The organism is Flaviramulus aquimarinus (assembly GCF_039543205.1).
In the GTDB taxonomy this organism is placed as follows: domain Bacteria; phylum Bacteroidota; class Bacteroidia; order Flavobacteriales; family Flavobacteriaceae; genus Flaviramulus_B; species Flaviramulus_B aquimarinus.
Window position 1 is genome coordinate 52,318 of sequence record NZ_BAABJH010000002.1, and the last position, 16,260, is coordinate 68,577.

Below are 16,260 nucleotides of genomic sequence, written 5' to 3' on the forward strand. Positions count from 1 at the left end.
TTGTTTTCTAGCAGTAGGAACTGGACTCGAACCAGTGACCTTCGAGTTATGAACCATTTCATATATTAAATAATACTAAATTCTAAATAATGCTTTGATCTAAGTTTTGATTCTATCATCACTTTTGGGATGATTGATTTATATATTTTCCAACCACTATAGCAGTAATAACCACTAGATACATTTGCCCCACTAAACCAATTAAAATAGCTGCCTTTTGAGCTGGAGCTGTAACAGGAAGTATATCCCCATAACCGATTGTTAACAGTGTGATATAAGCATAATACATCAAACCCTCTGTAAGTGAAGTTCCATCAATAATACCTTGAAACGAATTTGGAAATACCATTTCGATACTTAAGCAAACAAAAAAACCTAGCAACCCCAAAGAAACATAACCGCTAACTAAACCAAAAATGACATTTTTATTAACAATTTTTGCTAACCAAACTTGTTTTATGATTTCTAAAGAGACAATACTATAGAACAAAAAATAAGATATCATTCTTATAGCATTAAAAAGCTTATCATTTTTGTTTTCAAAAAGGCTAGTACCAAAAACCAATATGGAGATTATCATTAAAACTAATAAAGTCCACATAAGCTTTTTCTTCTCAGAGACTAACACAATACCTGTTAATAAGTTGATAAAAAATAATATTGGTGACAGCATATTTTCAAATAATGCAGACGGAATGATTAAAGAACCAAATAAAATAGCTATCTGACTAAAAAGAAAAACCTCAAATCGATATGGATATAATTTCTTTAGCACAACGCTTAATCTAAAAGTTCATTATTAAACTCATAGCCTTTATAGCTGACTTTATACATCACGCTATAAAAAGCAGGTATAAATAATAAAGTTATTACAGTTCCAAATAATAAACCAACCATAATAGTTACTGCCATAGGCTCCCACATTTCGCCGCCACCTAAATAAAGAGGTACTAAACCTAAAACGGTTGTAAAGGTAGCTAATAAAATTGGTCTAAAACGTTGTAAACAAGCTGCTACAATGGCATCCTGTGGTTTACGTTTTAATTCGTTTTCCTCAATTTCAATTCTGTCTACAAGCACTATAGCATTATTGATGACGATACCTGCTAATGAAATAACGCCTAAAAATGCCATAAACCCGAAGGGTACACCAAATAACAAAAGCCCTAAAACCATCCCAATAACTCCCAACGGAATGGTACAAACAATCATAACCATTTTTCTAAAAGAGTTAAATTGAATGATTAATAGCATTACAATAATAAAAGCTGAAAGTGGTAAATAGCTAGCGACTGCTCCCATATTTTCGGCAGAACTTTTAGCATCTCCTCCTAATTCATAAGCATAGTCTTTACCCCAAACTTCTTTTTGTTCATCAAGCCAAGGTGTTATTGCTTGTGTGACTTCTGAGGCATTGCCTGTAGTTGTTAATTCACTCGATATTTTAATTGTTCTTGTTAAATCAACACGTTTTATTTTTGAATATTGCCATTGAGGAATTATAGATGCTACTTGCAGTAAAGGCACACTTTTTCCTGAATTTTGCGAATATATATTTAAGCTTTCTAACGAGGATAAGGATTGTTGCTTACTTTGGTTACTCTTCATTACAATTGGGATAGATTTATCGCCTTCTCGATATTCCCCTGCTTGAAAACCATCTAAAACAGTTTGTAAAGAGGTTGCTATATCTTGATTAGTAACCCCTGCTGTTTGCGCTTTATTAGGGTCTATATTAATAACAAACTTTTTTCCTTTTGGCCCCCAATCATCTTTAATATTTTTTGTTCCAGAAATGGTGAATAACTTTGTCTTAATGGTTTCTGCAATGCTTGCTAATTTATCTGGGTCATCTCCAGATACTTCAATTTCTATGGGTGTTCCACCTCCGCCAGAAGCTAACAATCCAACTTTAATATCGGCATTAGGAAAATTATCAAAACTGAAAGCATCCAATTTTTCAACCATATCATTATTTACTAAAAACGATGATGTATTAATTAATATATGTGCGTAGTTTGAATTTGCTTCATCTGCATTATACCCTAAATCATAAGCTGAAGGACCTTCACCTATGTAGGCTGACCAATCTACAATACCATCTGGTTTATCTTCGCTTATTTTAAGCTCTTTTTTTATAAAATCTTCAAGTGCTAAAACAACTGATGTTGTATTCTCAATTTTAGTGTTCTCTGGTAAATTAATATCAACTGTTATCATATTACGGTCGCTATCTGGAAAGAACACAAAGCCTAAAAACCCAAATCCAAAAATGGATAAAAAGAACATAAAAACAATCAGCACTAAAACTGACCTTTTCCAACTTAAAGCCAACAATATTAAATCTTTATATTTTCGTTTTAAGCCATTAATGAGTCTATCTAAGAAGCTTTCTTTACCTACTTCTTTTGGTTTTACTTTTAAGAAGAATACACAAAATAGTGTAATGATACTTAAAGCAATAAGCCATGACGATAAAAGCGCAATGGTAATTACCACAAAAATAGGCCCCATAATATCACCCATAACAGATTCTGCCATAAAGAATGCTAAAAAGGCAGCAGATGTTGTTAATGTTGAAATTAATAATGGCGTAAATAATTCAGAACATGAATCAATTGCCGCTTTCTTAACAGAAATACCTGCTTCCATTTTTACCATAACTGATTCTGCAACAACTATGGCATTATCTACCATCATTCCCAAAGCCATAATTAAAGCGGCTAACGAAATTTGATTCAGCCCCACATCGATTAATCCCATAACCATTAACGTTGTTATGGTAACTATTGGAATTAAACTTGCAATAACCAATCCTGTTCTTAGTCCTAAAAAGAAAAGCATAACTGCTAATACGATAGCAATAGCCTGTAATAAGTTGCCAATAAAAGCACTAATCTTTAAATCAATATATTTATCAATTGATGCTAAACGTGATACTTCTAAACCAACTGGCAATTTATCTTGCCACTCTCTAAGTAACAAATCAATTTCTTCTCCTAATTTAATGATATTGGCACCTTCTTTTAAAGACACGTGTAATGAAATAGCATCTAAACCATTGATTCTTACTTTCTGTTTTGGTGGATTGATATACCCTTTTTTCACTGTAGTAATGTCTTCAAGAGCTATAACTTGTCCATTTTCTCCAACGGGGACTAACATTTCCTTTATAGACTCTAAATCATTGAAATTACCTGTGGGCTCCAAAATAATACGTTCTGCTTCAACATTAATTGTACCTCCAGAGCTAAGTATATTAGTGCTACCTATAATGTTTTTTAATTTGCTTGATGTTAATCCATAGGTTTTTAATTTGGTGTTTTCAAACTCAACAAAAACACGTTCTTCCTGCGCACCATTCAATTCAACCTTAGCAGCATCTTCAAGTTTTATTAAATCATCTCTCAAGTCATCTGCATAATCTTTCATTTCTGCATAATCATAACCATCAGAAATTAAACCAACAGCAATACCAAATACTTCGCCAATGCCATCATCCCGCAATTGAGGACTCACATTACTTGGTAATCCCTGAATGACGCTTAACTTTCTGCGAAGTCTATCCCAAACAGGCTGTAGTTCTTCTGGGTTTACTTCCATTTTAAGTTCTACTTGAACGACTGAAAGTCCTGTACGAGATGTACTTTTTACCACTTTTAATTCAGGTAATTCCTGTGCTACTTTTTCAATTTTATCACTAACTAATTCTTCAACACGTTCTGGGCTTGCTCCAGGAAAAGATGATACAATTGATGCTACTCGTATGGTATAAGGTGGCATACTATCTCTTGATAATGAGGCATAAAATAACATACCCATGACCATAACTACAGCCAAAATACTTAATACAACACGATTACGGTTTATTGAAAATTCAGTAAGATTCATAAGGTTAGTTTTTTTAGTTATTATAATCTTACTTTTTGACCGTCTAATAAAGTTTGTAAGCCTGCAGTAGCTATTTTATCTCCATAATTTAAACCTTTTTTTACTTCAAATCCAGATGGTGTTAATTCACCAATTTCAATTTGTTGTTTTTTTACAGTTCCAATTATCCCATCGCTTGACTCTACTATAAACACAAAATTACCGTTACCATCTTCTCCTACAGACTTAACAGGTACAACTAATGTGTCATTTGTACTTGTTTCATCTTTTGCAAAATCAAAAACAACATTTGTTGCCATACCTGATTTAATATCTGGAATAGGATTAATTATTGCAACTGCCGTAATATATGTAGACGAATTGGGATCTATACTTGGTGATACTTCAAAAACTCTACCTTCAAAAACTTTGTCCTCAATAGCCGAGAACTTAATCTTGGTAGGCATATCTACTTTCACTTTATTAATGACTGCTTCTGGCAAACCAACCTCAACCTTCATAGCTTTACCTGCATTTAATTCTGCAAATTGATGACCTGCTGAAACTTGCTCATTAACTGCGCCATCTGTCCAAACGATTACACCATCTTTTGGAGCTTTGATAATACCATAACTTAATTGGGTAGCTTGTATACTTTTATTTCGTTTTGCAGATTCAAATTGGTCTAAAGCAGATTGATAGGAATTTTTTGCTTGTTCATAGTCACTCAATGAATTACTTCCTTTTTCATATAGTGATTTAATCCTATCTAAACTCGACTTAGCAGTATTCATAGCAGACTTAGCAGCATTTAAGGCCGAAACAGATTGCTCATAAGCTAAGTTTGCCTCAACATTATCCAACCTTGCAATAATATCTCCTTTTTTAACCTGTGCACCTTTCCAATGGTTTACTTTGGTAATAATTCCGCCACTTCTAAAACTTAACCCAATGGCATCACTTGCTTTTGCTGTTCCACTATATGTTCTTGCACCTTGAACATTTGGAGTCCCAACAACTTCGTACTTAACAGGTCTCAATACTTCTTCTTTAACCTCTACTTTATCCTTACAAGAAGAAAGGTTTATAACTAGAGCTAAAATTGACAATTTGTATATATATAATTTCATAATGGGTTAGTTTTTATTTAAAATATATTGGTTGGCGCTTTGAATAAATGCTTGATTATTATCTTCAGAATGGGTTAAAAAGAAGTACCCTATAGCGCGTTCTAATTGCATAGATGTGATTAAATAGTTATAGTTAGCAGTAGAACTTGCTAACTGCGCTTGTAAATAATTGGTTTGGGCATCGATTAACTGTATAATAGGCACTGCACCTTGTTGATATGCATTTTGTGTGAGGTCTAAACTTTCTTTTGCTGTTTCTTCTGATACTTTAGAAATTTCGATGTTTGCTATTTGATTAATCAAATCCAGGACCACATCATTAACATTTTTCTCAATGTTTAATTCTATATTTTGTCTTTCATACCCCAATTGTTCCTCTTGAATTAAAGCTGATTGTCTATTAATATTTCTCTGGTTCTGGTTGAATATCGGTAACGAAATATTTAAACCAACATTATAAGTGCCGTCTGGTGCTGTTGGAATTCCAGAGGGTATGGTAGAACCTTTTCCAGACTGGGAAATTGCCAGATTGTATTGCCCTTGTAAAGCAACTGTTGGTATAAAACGACCATAATCGTTTAAGTCATAGGTTCGTTTTGTAACATTTAAATTATAATCTATATTCTTTAACTCAGGAGCGTTCTTTTTTGCTTCTTGTACCAGAAATTCAATTAAGGTAGGTTGTAATTTTGGGTCGTCTAGAATCTTGTAAAAGTCATCATATTTATAATTCTTAAAAACACCTTCGGAAAGTTCAGCATCCAGAATGTCAATATCTTTATTAATTGATACATTCATTAATTGATTAATAGTAAAAAACGCTTGTTGCAATTGATTTCTAGCTTCTATAAGGCTTTGCATATTTTGAGCTAATTGACTTCTGAAACGTAACACATCTGATTTCCCAGATTCACCTGCTTCAAAGTTTTGTTCTGCTATTTCTAAATTACGTTTAGTAACTTGTAAGTTTTGATTCTGAATACTTGTATTAGTCTTTAAAATCAAGGCATTAAAATAAGCTACGGTAGCATTCAATAAAGCGTCGAGTTCGTTTGTATCATAAATAGCTTGTTCTGCTTTTTGTAATTCTTTTCTAATATCGATATTGGCAGAAGCACTTTCAGAATAGATTAATTGTTCTAAAACAACATTCCCAGATGTTGAGAACTCCGGATTTGCGCCATTTGAAATTTCAGCAACTCTAGGGTCTAGATAAACCCCACTTACACCAGCAGATACATTTGGTAAATAACCGCTTTTAGCTGTTTTAACATCCTGACCACTTAATTCGACACTCTTTTCACTAGACGATAAACTTAAATTCTTATCAAGGACACCATTCATAACATCCAATATAGACATCATGTTTTCCGAATTAGGTTCTGATTTACCACCTATAAAATCGGCAGTCCCTAACATAGCATAACGCAATGGAAAATCAATTTGTTTAGCTGTATTGTAATTGATAGTTAGCTTGTTTTTATACTCTAAAAACAATGGTAGTTCTGATGCATTGGTACCATTAGCAATTGCTTCAACATTTAAAGCAATTCGCCTAAAAAACTGATTTAAATTTGTTTGGGGCTGATTAGTAGCCAATATACCGCGCTCAACATCCTTAACTCTGTTTGCTGAAAATGATGGTAATTTTTTAGAATTAATAACTGAAGTCAATTTATCAAATTGAGTGTCAGTAAATTCAAAACCACCTGCTAAGTAAACTGCATCAAGACCTTCCAAATCAGATGTACTAATACCATTTTCAGATAAAGGTATTAAACGGTAATTCTTTTCTTCCTTCTGGAAATAGGGGTCAAATATCGTTTCTAGAGGAAGTGCATCAATAATGTGCTGCTCTATTAAAACCCCAACATTTTTATAATCGTAAATTGTTTTAAAAGCATTCAAGTCCTTTTTGTAAGACAAAGGTGCTATGATATATGTGATGTTATTTATTTTTGATGTTTTGCGTTCTGGTGGTAGATTTATAAAATCTGAATTAATCGAACCAAAAACAATAACTGGTTTAGTATAATTTTCTTGTTGGCTTAAAACAATATTATCCATGACCCCAAAAGCCAAAATAATATCTGCATCTCCATCAATCAAAGACTGATAGTTTTCTTTAGCTTTCTCTAAACTAAAATTATTTGATAGCACCTTTTGAAAGCTAACAGTTTTATCTTGTGCTAAAACGGCTCTGATTTCAGTTTTTAATTGCTCTAACAAGGGTTGTACTTCTGGTGTATCTTTATCAGTTAAAAGACCAATATTTACATTTTGAGAATAACTTAATTGCAAAAACAGTGCAACGAAAAGTATGAGGTATTTCTTCATTTTGGCGAGTTAGTTTTCGTTAAAAATAAGGATTTCATATTGAATCTTCAAAGATAATACGGTTTTAATAAGTTGAGTTTAGCTCGTTAATTTAATTCAACGCTCTAATTTTCAATATAAAAAAACGTAATTGAAAACCAAGTCTTATACATCCAATATAATTTTGTAAAATGCTAAGTAGGAGATCGCAAATAGAATTAAAAAAGGCTTTCAGTTTTCTGAAAGCCTTTTTCTTTTCTAGTAGCGGGAACTGGACTCGAACCAGTGACCTTCGGGTTATGAGCCCGACGAGCTACCTACTGCTCTATCCCGCGATATAATCAAAAATAATTTACTTAGCTACTAACTTTCGGTTCATAATGCCGACCAAATTATTTCGGACTGCAAATATACAATCCTTTTTGACTTTCCACAAGCATAAAAGGATAAAAAATTATTGCTCTATGTTATTTGCCTGAAACCCTACCAATTCTAAATTTTTAAATTCTAAAGAAATCTGAATAGGGTTACAACAAACCTCACAATCTTCAATATAGTTTTGTTTTGTTGTTGAATGGTCTATTAGCATAGATATGTTTTTCCAACAATATGGACACGTAAAGTGATGTTCTAACATAACTTGATAAAACTAAAAAAGTAATACGGTTAAGTATTACTTTTTTTATTAATTAATTACTGCTTCTTTATTTGCACTAAGTTTCCAAGGTTTAATCTTTATATTAAACACTTTAGGTTTTTTAATTAAAAATCTAATATAATGGTATACAATAAATGCCGCAACTGTTGTGTAACCGATTGATTCCATCAATAATTCTATAAATGTTTTCATAACTATTCTTTTTTGATGAAATATATCATCATTATAAAACTTTGATTTTTCTAAGCATATAGCATATACATTACATAAGCTATGAAGAAAAAATCCTATTCAATTCAAATTTAAATATGAAAATTACTCTTTTTCAATGTCCATAACTGCTGCAGAATTTTGTAATTCTAAGCGCATTATAGTAGGTGGGTTTTTACCAGAAACACTTATGTATTCTTGGTTTAAATTATTATCACTTACCATCATGGTATTTAGTTTTGTTAAATTCATAAACTCCATAGGTAAATCTCCAGTAAACTGATTTGTAGACAACAACAACTCTTCTAAATCTTTTAATTGGGCAATTTCTGAAGGAATTTCTCCATCCATTTTATTATCCATAAGACTTAACTTTTGCAATTTTGATAATGCATAAATTTCGTTTGGAATATGACCTGTTAAAAAGTTACTTCCTAATAACAACTCTTTCAAATTAGTTAAACCCATTATTGAGCTAGGAATTTCTCCAGTTAACTGATTGCTATATAACTTTAAAGACTCTAATTTTTTTAACTCTCCTAATTCTGAAGGAATATTTCCTTCAAATTTATTCATAAACAATTCAAGAGCTGTAAGCTCTTTAAGGTTCTTTAATGCATTAGGTAGTGTGCCTGCTAACTTATTAAAACCTAAATTGATTTTTCTTAAATTTACTAGGTTACCAATTTCTTGCGGCAAATATCCTTGAAGATTATTAAATTGAAGATTAATTTCAACTATTTTATCATTTTCTAATTTAATACCATACCAAGTGTCTACGGAAGTATTTAAATCCCAAGAGGAATTCCATTCCGTACCATTTGTAGCGTTATATAGAGCAATTAAGGCTTCTTTTTCTGTAGGTGCTATATTAGCAAATGAATAAGCTGTTGTTAATAAACAAAATACTAAAAGTTTAATAGTTTTCATGTTTTTTGGTCGATTTTGGGATTAATTCTCGTACGAATATAAGCCCATAATAGATTAAAAACTATTTTTATCGACGAAATACATGAAATTTTAACATTTTTTAATCGACGAACTGCTCAATTTCAAGCTGAATGGTTTCCCATTTATCCATAAAACCTTGCAAGTCTGTTTTCATTTTTTGATAATTATCAAAGAAGTTTGGTTTGGAAGACGCTTCTTCATAATTAATTTCCAATTCTAAATCTATCTTTTTAATATTACGTTCAAGCTGATTAATTTTAGACTCTACATTACTAAGCTTATTGTTTAAGGACTTTATTTTTTTTTGAGCCTCATAGGAGCGTTGCTTATTTACCTTTGGAGTTTCTTTAACGACAGTTCGTTTTTCAACTTCTCGAAGATTCTCTACATTTCGTTGATCCAAGTAATAATCAATATCTCCTAAATATTCTTTTAGTTTATGATCTTTAAATTCATAAACGATATTGGTTAAACCTTGTAAAAAATCACGATCGTGCGAAACCAAAATCAACGTCCCTTCAAAACGTTTTAACGCTTCTTTTAATACATTTTTAGATTTAATATCCAAGTGGTTGGTAGGCTCATCCATAATAAGCACATTAAAAGGTTGTAGCATTAGTTTAGCCAATGCCAAACGATTACGCTCTCCACCAGAAAGCACTCGTACATATTTATCTACTTCCTCACCTCTAAATAAAAATGACCCAAGAATGTCTCGCACTTTACTTCTATTGGTTTCGTTGGCAGCATCAATCATAATATCTAAAACGGTCTTACTACCATCTAAATATTCGGCTTGATTTTGAGCAAAATAACCGATTTGTACATTGTGTCCCAGCTTTAAATGGCCATCATGATTTATATCTCCAACAATAATTTTTGCTAAAGTAGATTTTCCTTGCCCATTTTGTCCAACAAAAGCCGTTTTACTATCCCGTTCTATAAGTAAATCTATATGTTTTAAAACTTGATTGTTACCATAGTTTTTAGATATTTTTTCTGTTTCAACAACAACTTTACCCGGTGTTATTGATACTGGAAAATTAAGTGTCATTACACTATTATCATCTTCATCTACCTCAATCCTATCGATTTTATCCAGCTTTTTAATTAATGATTGTGCCATAGTAGCCTTAGAGGCTTTGGCTCGAAATTTTTCAATCAACTTTTCGGTTTGTTCTATTTGTTTTTGCTGATTTTTTTGAGAGGCTAATTGTTGAGTTCTTAATTCTTCTCTTAAAATTAAATATTTAGTATATGGTTTTGGGTAATCATAAATACGTCCTAAAGAAATTTCAATAGTTCTGTTGGTTACATTATCCAGAAACATTTTATCATGCGATACTATGACCACTGCTCCTGGGTAATTCTTTAAAAAGCTTTCTAGCCAAATAATAGACTCAATATCTAAATGGTTGGTAGGTTCATCTAAAAGTAAGATATCGTTATTTTGAAGTAGTAATTTTGCCAACTCTATTCGCATACGCCAACCTCCTGAAAATGTATCGGTTAGTTTGTTAAAATCTTGACGCTTAAAACCTAAACCTTGAAGTATTTTCTCAGTATCACCTTGATAATTATAACCTCCTAATATTTCATATTGCTCTTGGAGTTCATTAATATCGACCATAAGTTGATGATACCCTTCACTTTCATAATCTGTACGTTCTGCCATTTGGGTATTAACCCTTTCCATTTTAGCTTCCAACACCTTAATTTCAGTAAAAGCTTCGTAAGCTTCTTCAAGTACTGTTCTTCCAAAAACAAAATCAATATCTTGTTTTAAAAACCCAATTTTAAGATCTTTATCTGCAGCAATTTGCCCTGTATCAGGTTCCATTTCCTTAGATAAAATTTTGAGCATCGTAGATTTACCTGCTCCATTTTTACCAATAAGACCTATCCTATCGCCATGCCCTAGTTTGAATGTCAGGTCTTCAAACAAGTATTCGCCTTGAAATGAAATCGATAAATTATGAATATTCATCATAGAAATGTAACTTTTATTACTGAGCTTTTTTTTGAACTCATTTAAACTTTTTTAATTTGCTAAAAAGTTGCTTTTTTTAGCCCTCCTATTTCCTTTTCTCCTTCCTTAGCCCTGCTATGCTACTCAAAAAAGCCTTTAACAGAACTAAAAACCTTTAATTTTCGCTTAAATCCAAAAAGTTTAAACGAGTTCATTGTTAAAACAGTACTTTTGTACTTGTTTCCCACTCTAATGGGTATGACAATTTCAAAAGAAATCTTGACTACAAGCCCAAAAGTGGTTGTTTAATGCGCTTGCAAAAATACATTAAATTATATGTTTAAAAAAGGAACAAAATTATATAGTATATTAACCAGTTCTTGTCCAAAATGCCATGAGGAATCTATGTTTAAAAATAAAAATCCTTATATCCTTTCTGAAGCATTAAGCATGAACGAAAATTGTAGTAACTGCAAAACTAAATATAAAATTGAGCCTTCTTTTTTCTATGGGTCTATGTATGTAAGTTACCCTGTTGGTATTGCTTTTGCTACTGCGGCTTTTGTTATTTCCTATTTTTTATTTGAAGCTAGTTTACATGTAGTTTTCATATCCATAGTCGCCACACTAATTGTCTGTATGCCGATTATTTTAAGACTTTCTCGAAATATTTGGATTAACTTTTTTATGAGTTACGATAAATCACTTTCAAAAAAATAATGGTTTTTTTGAAATTATCGCAACCTTTGGTTTTGCTAGTGGATTAGCATTTTATAATTCAAAGCGTTTAATATCTATTTCTTTTTCTAAAGGCATATCCTTTTCAATAAAATTAAAAAGCTGCTTAGCGACATAAGGTCCAATCATAACACCTCGTGTGCCTAAACCATTGAGAACAAATAGATGTTTATGGATTTTATGTTGTCCCACCAAAGGTCTTCTATCTTTTACTGTAGGTCTTATCCCTGCTACTTGGTTTACGACTTCAAACGGACATGTAATCAATTTTTTTAACTTATTTAAAAGTTCGTTTTTTGCACCCTTGGTAACTTTATGAGTCAAATCTTTCCATTCGTAAGTCGCACCAACAATATACAAATCATCTTCTAAAGGAATTAAAAAAACACCTGCTTTTAAAACATAATCAATATTTAAATCTGGTACGTTGATGATTATCAATTCCCCTTTTGCTGGTACTAAAGGTAAACCCTTGAAATACGGGTTTTGCTTAATACCAAAACCTTCGGCAAATACAATATTTGTTGCGGTTATATTGTTGTAACGAATGGTTTTACTTTCTATTTGCAGTGCTTGATAATTAAAAGCTTCTTCAAACAATAAATTCTGCTTTAACAAATGTTTTTTATAGGCTTCAATCATGGTTTTCATATCTATCCGTCCTGTTTCTAAAACTTTTCCAAATCCAAACGGCGCCTTTACAGCACTATTTTCATTTTTAATGATTTCTGTTGAAAGATACTTTGAAAGTAATCGTTTATCTGAAGCTGCAAACCAATCGTTTTGTTCTTCTAATGATGCAAACTTTCTATATACAGGGATTTTATAATCTAACTTAACATTTAACGCTTTTTCTATATTGGCATAGAGTGGCAAAGCTATGTCTAGCTGTTCTTTACTTTTCCAAACCGACGTAAAGCGTTTTAATACTACTGGATTATAAAGCCCTCCAGCAACTGTTGATGATTGCTGAGAAGTATCGTCAAACACCACAAAGGTTTTATTATTTGCTTTTAATTGCTCGCAAAAGCTAATACCCGCTATCCCTATTCCTATTACTATATAATCTACTTGCATAATATTTGCTGCTAAGATAAATAGATTATAGATTTCTGCTTGATTAGGAAGCACAAAAAAACGCCCACTTTAAAAAGTGAGCGTTTTACTATTTTATTAATTCTAAAGCTTAATAAGTCCACATATCAAGTTCAAAATCTCTAATCTTATCTTTAATTCTTTCTGACTCTAAAAGTTGCATCAATGCATTTTGCGAGACATACTCATTAATTTTTCTATCGCCTTGAACATTTTCTTCTTTATAAATATATCCATGAAAACGTCTAGCATTTAGTACATGATCGAAAGAATAAGGAATAGAACTATTTTCATTATTAAATGATTTAGCTTCGTGCAGCACCTCTCTAGCATCTGGGAAAAACACCCAAAACAAAGGCACTAAGTCTGGCTCATCGTCATCAATAAAATTAACATCTGGAGCAACTGGAGCAATACCTAATAACCTATATTTCATTTCAGCTTGACGCTTATCAAAATACCAAAGTCCTTTTATGTGGTATTCCTTAATATCTGCAGCAGTAATATCTCTTCTGTTTATATACTCTGCAGACAATTCTTCACCAGCATTTAATTGCTCAATACCAAACTCGGTAGTATCAATTTTAACCAAAGCTGCTTCAATATCTTTTAAAGTTCGTTTTGTTGTAAAATAAGAATCATCGTAAATATTTTTTATATCTCCATTTTTAATGCTTTTCATAAGCACATCGTACAACGACCGTCTATCTTTACCAATATTATTGGTATCTATTGGGTAGTATAGTGGGAAATTTGAGCGTTCATCAAGAACAATTTTTTCCCATACCATTTTAGAAAATAAGATATCTCTATCGTCAACATAGCCATATTCTAATGGTTTATCATTGTCAACGGCCTTTTGAGCTTCTGTTCTTACTCCAATTTCCTCTGGACTTTTAGCATTTAATATGTTGGCTTGTGCAAACATACTTGATGCTGTAAAAACAGTAACAACGGTTAATAAAAAACACTTTAAATTCATTTTAATTTTATTTTTATTAATTCAATAGCAACAACATAACGTTAATACTACTAATTTTAGTTTGTTAACTCAACAAAAACTGGAGATACTTTTTTAAGTATTACACTAACGCCAGTAGCTTTAGCTTCAATATCAAATATTTGAACTCCAGATCCACGTTTTGCTTTACGCAATGCACCTTTTGCTCTAGTATCTAACTTATTTCCGTTTACATTTATTGTTGGTTGTCCAGGAACTTTAAATTTAAATCCTGTAACACGCAATGGTAATTCAAAATCAAAATCATCAAATTTAGCTCCAATAGTAGAAATTGCAAGACTGTTACGTTGCATTTTTAATGCGCCATCTTCACCTCTTAAAGTTCCTGTTGGTTTTGGTAAATCCTTAATTCTAAATTTAGCATTATCGCTAACTTTACCACCATCTGGTAATGTACCAGTAACATTAATAGTTATTTCTCTACCTTTAATTCTTGTAGCATCCATAACATAGCTACTACCAGAACCTCTAGATAAACCTTGAGCACTTGCAGTTACTTTGTTGTCTGGTATACCTGCAAATGAAATAGTCATTGGGTTTTTAACACCTCTGTATACTACATTCATTTTATCTGCTGAAATTGTTGCTGAATTTGGTTTTGCTACTGTAGCAAATGATGATTTTACTGGTACTTCAATTTCTTCTCCATCTTGAGCAAATATCAATTTACCTTCAATTTTGTGTTCTCCAACACCACCTGTTCCAATTTTCAACTTTACTTTACCATCCTCGATAGAATATTGGTTTTCTGATAGTTTTCTACCGTCTAAAGTCAATTCAACACGACTTGGTTTTGTAGAAGCATCTTTACGACCTAATACAATTTGACCATCAAACTGCTCACCATTAAAGTAAGCTGATTTAGACGTTTCCATTAAGGTTGTATAGTTTGTCATAGACACTTCACTAGAAAGTGTTCCTTGTAACATGTTTGATAATACTTCAGATTCCGTGGTTTTAATATCGGCTTGAAGTTGTGTCATTTTAGTTAAAGACGCTACTAAAGGAAATCCTTTGTAATGGTAATCTAACCAGTCTACTTTAATACCGTCTCTATTAACTTCCTGATCGGTACTAAATTTATCTTTAACTTCTTTTATGATGCCTTCCATACCTTTTTTGTCAGATAAGATTTTAACAACACCATCTCTAAATCCGTTGATTTGAGCTAAAAACTCTTGACCATCTTCTTTTAGCTTGTCGCCTTTAAAAAAGTTTTCATCTAAGTAATCGCCTTTATCCATAATTTCATAATCCGTAGGATCATCAAGTTTTGCGGTCATTTTACCTTTTAAATCTTCTAAATAGGCATCAAAATTGTGTGCTAATTTATCAATTTGGTCTGCTTTAGCTTGTAAAGGCTTATATTTTTCAGGTTGATCTGCTGCTTTTTGTTCTAAACTTGCCACAAAACTTTGATTTCTAGTTTCTGTAGCTTGATTAGACTCCGTAAGTTTTTCGTTCATTAATCCGAAGGCTGATAGCACTTCTTTCGACATATTTAAAGCTAGCATGGCTATAAATATTAAATACATCAGATTAATCATTTTCTGTCGTGGTGATAAATTTCCTCCTGCCATTTATAATTAGGTTTTTGGTTAATATTAATTTGGGATTAACCCCTAATTATTTATTCATTGCAGACAACATACCTCCATATACGCCATTTAAAGACGATAAGTTTGATGCTAAAGATTGCATTTGTTCTTTTAATTTCCCAGCATTTTCAATAGACTCTTCATTGATAGTTGCTTGTTTATTAATGCTTTCTAACTGTACTTTGTATAGGCTGTTTAATGATTCCATTTGAGCTGCTGCTAATGATAATTCTTCACCATATTTTTTACTAGCTTCGATAGAATCTACAGTTGATGACATGTTTTTAGCAGCACCTTCAAAGTTTTTAATGCTATCGCCTAAACTAGAAATTAATTCTCCATCAATTTTAGCTTCTTTTAATAAGTTATCTAATTTTTTAGATAATATACCTTGTGCATCTTCTTTTCCATCTTTGCTCATTGATTGTCCTCCTGCTAATTCTGGATATACTAAAGACCAATCTAAATCATCATCAACAGGTTCGAATGCTGATAATGCAAATATAATTGCTTCGGTTACTAAACCAATAGTTAACATAACGTTACCTGTTAGTGGTCCAATTTCGAAGTGAATAATCTTGAATAGTGCTCCAACAATTACAATTGCTGCTCCTAATCCATAAGCCATGTTCATGAACTTCTTGTTTGCTTTTGACTTTGCCATAATTTTTTGGTTTTTAATTTTAAGTAGGTTTTACTTAAGT

The 16,260-nt window shown here is 31.9% G+C and carries 13 protein-coding genes and 1 tRNA gene; 1 reads left to right on the forward strand and 13 read right to left on the reverse strand.

Annotation, left to right across the window (positions count from 1 at the left end):
- Positions 1-118 precede the first annotated feature (118 nt).
- The 9 genes from ABD941_RS08565 to ABD941_RS08605 form a co-directional block, all read right to left on the reverse strand.
- Complete coding sequence (locus tag ABD941_RS08565; RefSeq protein ID WP_345273718.1) at positions 119-775, reverse strand: ion channel; 657 nt, start codon at positions 773-775, stop codon at positions 119-121.
- Positions 776-780: 5 nt separating this feature from the next.
- The gene (locus ABD941_RS08570; protein ID WP_345273719.1) at positions 781-3,891 is read right to left on the reverse strand and encodes an efflux RND transporter permease subunit; all 3,111 of its coding nucleotides are present in this window, start codon (positions 3,889-3,891) and stop codon (positions 781-783) included.
- A 20-nt stretch (positions 3,892-3,911) separates the two neighbouring features.
- Positions 3,912-5,000 (reverse strand): efflux RND transporter periplasmic adaptor subunit, encoded by a 1,089-nt coding sequence (locus ABD941_RS08575; RefSeq protein WP_345273720.1) that lies wholly within the window; start codon positions 4,998-5,000, stop codon positions 3,912-3,914.
- Between the two features lie 6 nt (positions 5,001-5,006).
- Positions 5,007-7,337, reverse strand: coding sequence for a TolC family protein (locus ABD941_RS08580; protein ID WP_345273721.1), 2,331 nt, complete (start codon positions 7,335-7,337; stop codon positions 5,007-5,009).
- A 241-nt stretch (positions 7,338-7,578) separates the two neighbouring features.
- Positions 7,579-7,651, reverse strand: a tRNA-Met gene (locus tag ABD941_RS08585).
- A 119-nt stretch (positions 7,652-7,770) separates the two neighbouring features.
- Entirely contained in the window at positions 7,771-7,953 is a 183-nt protein-coding gene (locus ABD941_RS08590) for a CPXCG motif-containing cysteine-rich protein (RefSeq protein WP_345273722.1), read from the reverse strand.
- 48 nt (positions 7,954-8,001) lie between these two features.
- Entirely contained in the window at positions 8,002-8,166 is a 165-nt protein-coding gene (locus ABD941_RS08595) for a hypothetical protein (protein ID WP_345273723.1), read from the reverse strand.
- Positions 8,167-8,289: 123 nt separating this feature from the next.
- Positions 8,290-9,114: a Two component regulator three Y domain protein gene (locus ABD941_RS08600; protein ID WP_345273724.1), complete on the reverse strand. Its 825-nt coding sequence runs from the start codon at positions 9,112-9,114 to the stop codon at positions 8,290-8,292.
- A gap of 100 nt (positions 9,115-9,214) precedes the next feature.
- On the reverse strand, positions 9,215-11,125 hold the full coding sequence (locus tag ABD941_RS08605) for an ABC-F family ATP-binding cassette domain-containing protein (protein WP_345273725.1): 1,911 nt from the start codon (positions 11,123-11,125) through the stop codon (positions 9,215-9,217).
- A gap of 315 nt (positions 11,126-11,440) precedes the next feature.
- Between ABD941_RS08605 and ABD941_RS08610 the strand changes: the two genes are divergently transcribed.
- A complete protein-coding gene (locus ABD941_RS08610) occupies positions 11,441-11,824 on the forward strand; it encodes a DUF983 domain-containing protein (protein ID WP_345273726.1) in 384 nt (127 codons plus the stop codon).
- Positions 11,825-11,875: 51 nt separating this feature from the next.
- Here ABD941_RS08610 and ABD941_RS08615 read toward each other — a convergent pair whose 3' ends face one another.
- From ABD941_RS08615 to porL, 4 genes are all read right to left on the reverse strand, one after another.
- Positions 11,876-12,919 carry an NAD(P)/FAD-dependent oxidoreductase gene (locus tag ABD941_RS08615; RefSeq protein WP_345273727.1) on the reverse strand — a complete coding sequence of 348 codons (1,044 nt, stop codon included), beginning with the start codon at positions 12,917-12,919 and terminating at the stop codon, positions 11,876-11,878.
- A gap of 109 nt (positions 12,920-13,028) precedes the next feature.
- Entirely contained in the window at positions 13,029-13,919 is an 891-nt protein-coding gene (porN, locus tag ABD941_RS08620) for a type IX secretion system ring subunit PorN/GldN (RefSeq protein WP_345273728.1), read from the reverse strand.
- Positions 13,920-13,975: 56 nt separating this feature from the next.
- Positions 13,976-15,538 (reverse strand): type IX secretion system motor protein PorM/GldM, encoded by a 1,563-nt coding sequence (porM, locus tag ABD941_RS08625; protein ID WP_345273729.1) that lies wholly within the window; start codon positions 15,536-15,538, stop codon positions 13,976-13,978.
- A gap of 46 nt (positions 15,539-15,584) precedes the next feature.
- Positions 15,585-16,220, reverse strand: a complete 636-nt coding sequence (gene porL, locus ABD941_RS08630) for a type IX secretion system motor protein PorL/GldL (protein WP_345273730.1) — start codon at positions 16,218-16,220, stop codon at positions 15,585-15,587.
- Positions 16,221-16,260 lie beyond the last annotated feature (40 nt).

Bases quoted from the DNA above. Each gene is read 5' to 3' on its own strand.
- ABD941_RS08570 (WP_345273719.1), bottom strand. From the start codon at position 3,891: ATGAATCTTACTGAATTTTCAATAAACCGTAATCGTGTTGTATTAAGT.
- ABD941_RS08575 (WP_345273720.1), bottom strand. From the start codon at position 5,000: ATGAAATTATATATATACAAATTGTCAATTTTAGCTCTAGTTATAAAC.
- ABD941_RS08580 (WP_345273721.1), bottom strand. From the start codon at position 7,337: ATGAAGAAATACCTCATACTTTTCGTTGCACTGTTTTTGCAATTAAGT.
- ABD941_RS08590 (WP_345273722.1), bottom strand. From the start codon at position 7,953: ATGTTAGAACATCACTTTACGTGTCCATATTGTTGGAAAAACATATCT.
- ABD941_RS08595 (WP_345273723.1), bottom strand. From the start codon at position 8,166: ATGAAAACATTTATAGAATTATTGATGGAATCAATCGGTTACACAACA.
- ABD941_RS08600 (WP_345273724.1), bottom strand. From the start codon at position 9,114: ATGAAAACTATTAAACTTTTAGTATTTTGTTTATTAACAACAGCTTAT.
- ABD941_RS08605 (WP_345273725.1), bottom strand. From the start codon at position 11,125: ATGATGAATATTCATAATTTATCGATTTCATTTCAAGGCGAATACTTG.
- ABD941_RS08610 (WP_345273726.1), top strand. From the start codon at position 11,441: ATGTTTAAAAAAGGAACAAAATTATATAGTATATTAACCAGTTCTTGT.
- ABD941_RS08615 (WP_345273727.1), bottom strand. From the start codon at position 12,919: ATGCAAGTAGATTATATAGTAATAGGAATAGGGATAGCGGGTATTAGC.
- porN (WP_345273728.1), bottom strand. From the start codon at position 13,919: ATGAATTTAAAGTGTTTTTTATTAACCGTTGTTACTGTTTTTACAGCA.
- porM (WP_345273729.1), bottom strand. From the start codon at position 15,538: ATGGCAGGAGGAAATTTATCACCACGACAGAAAATGATTAATCTGATG.
- porL (WP_345273730.1), bottom strand. From the start codon at position 16,220: ATGGCAAAGTCAAAAGCAAACAAGAAGTTCATGAACATGGCTTATGGA.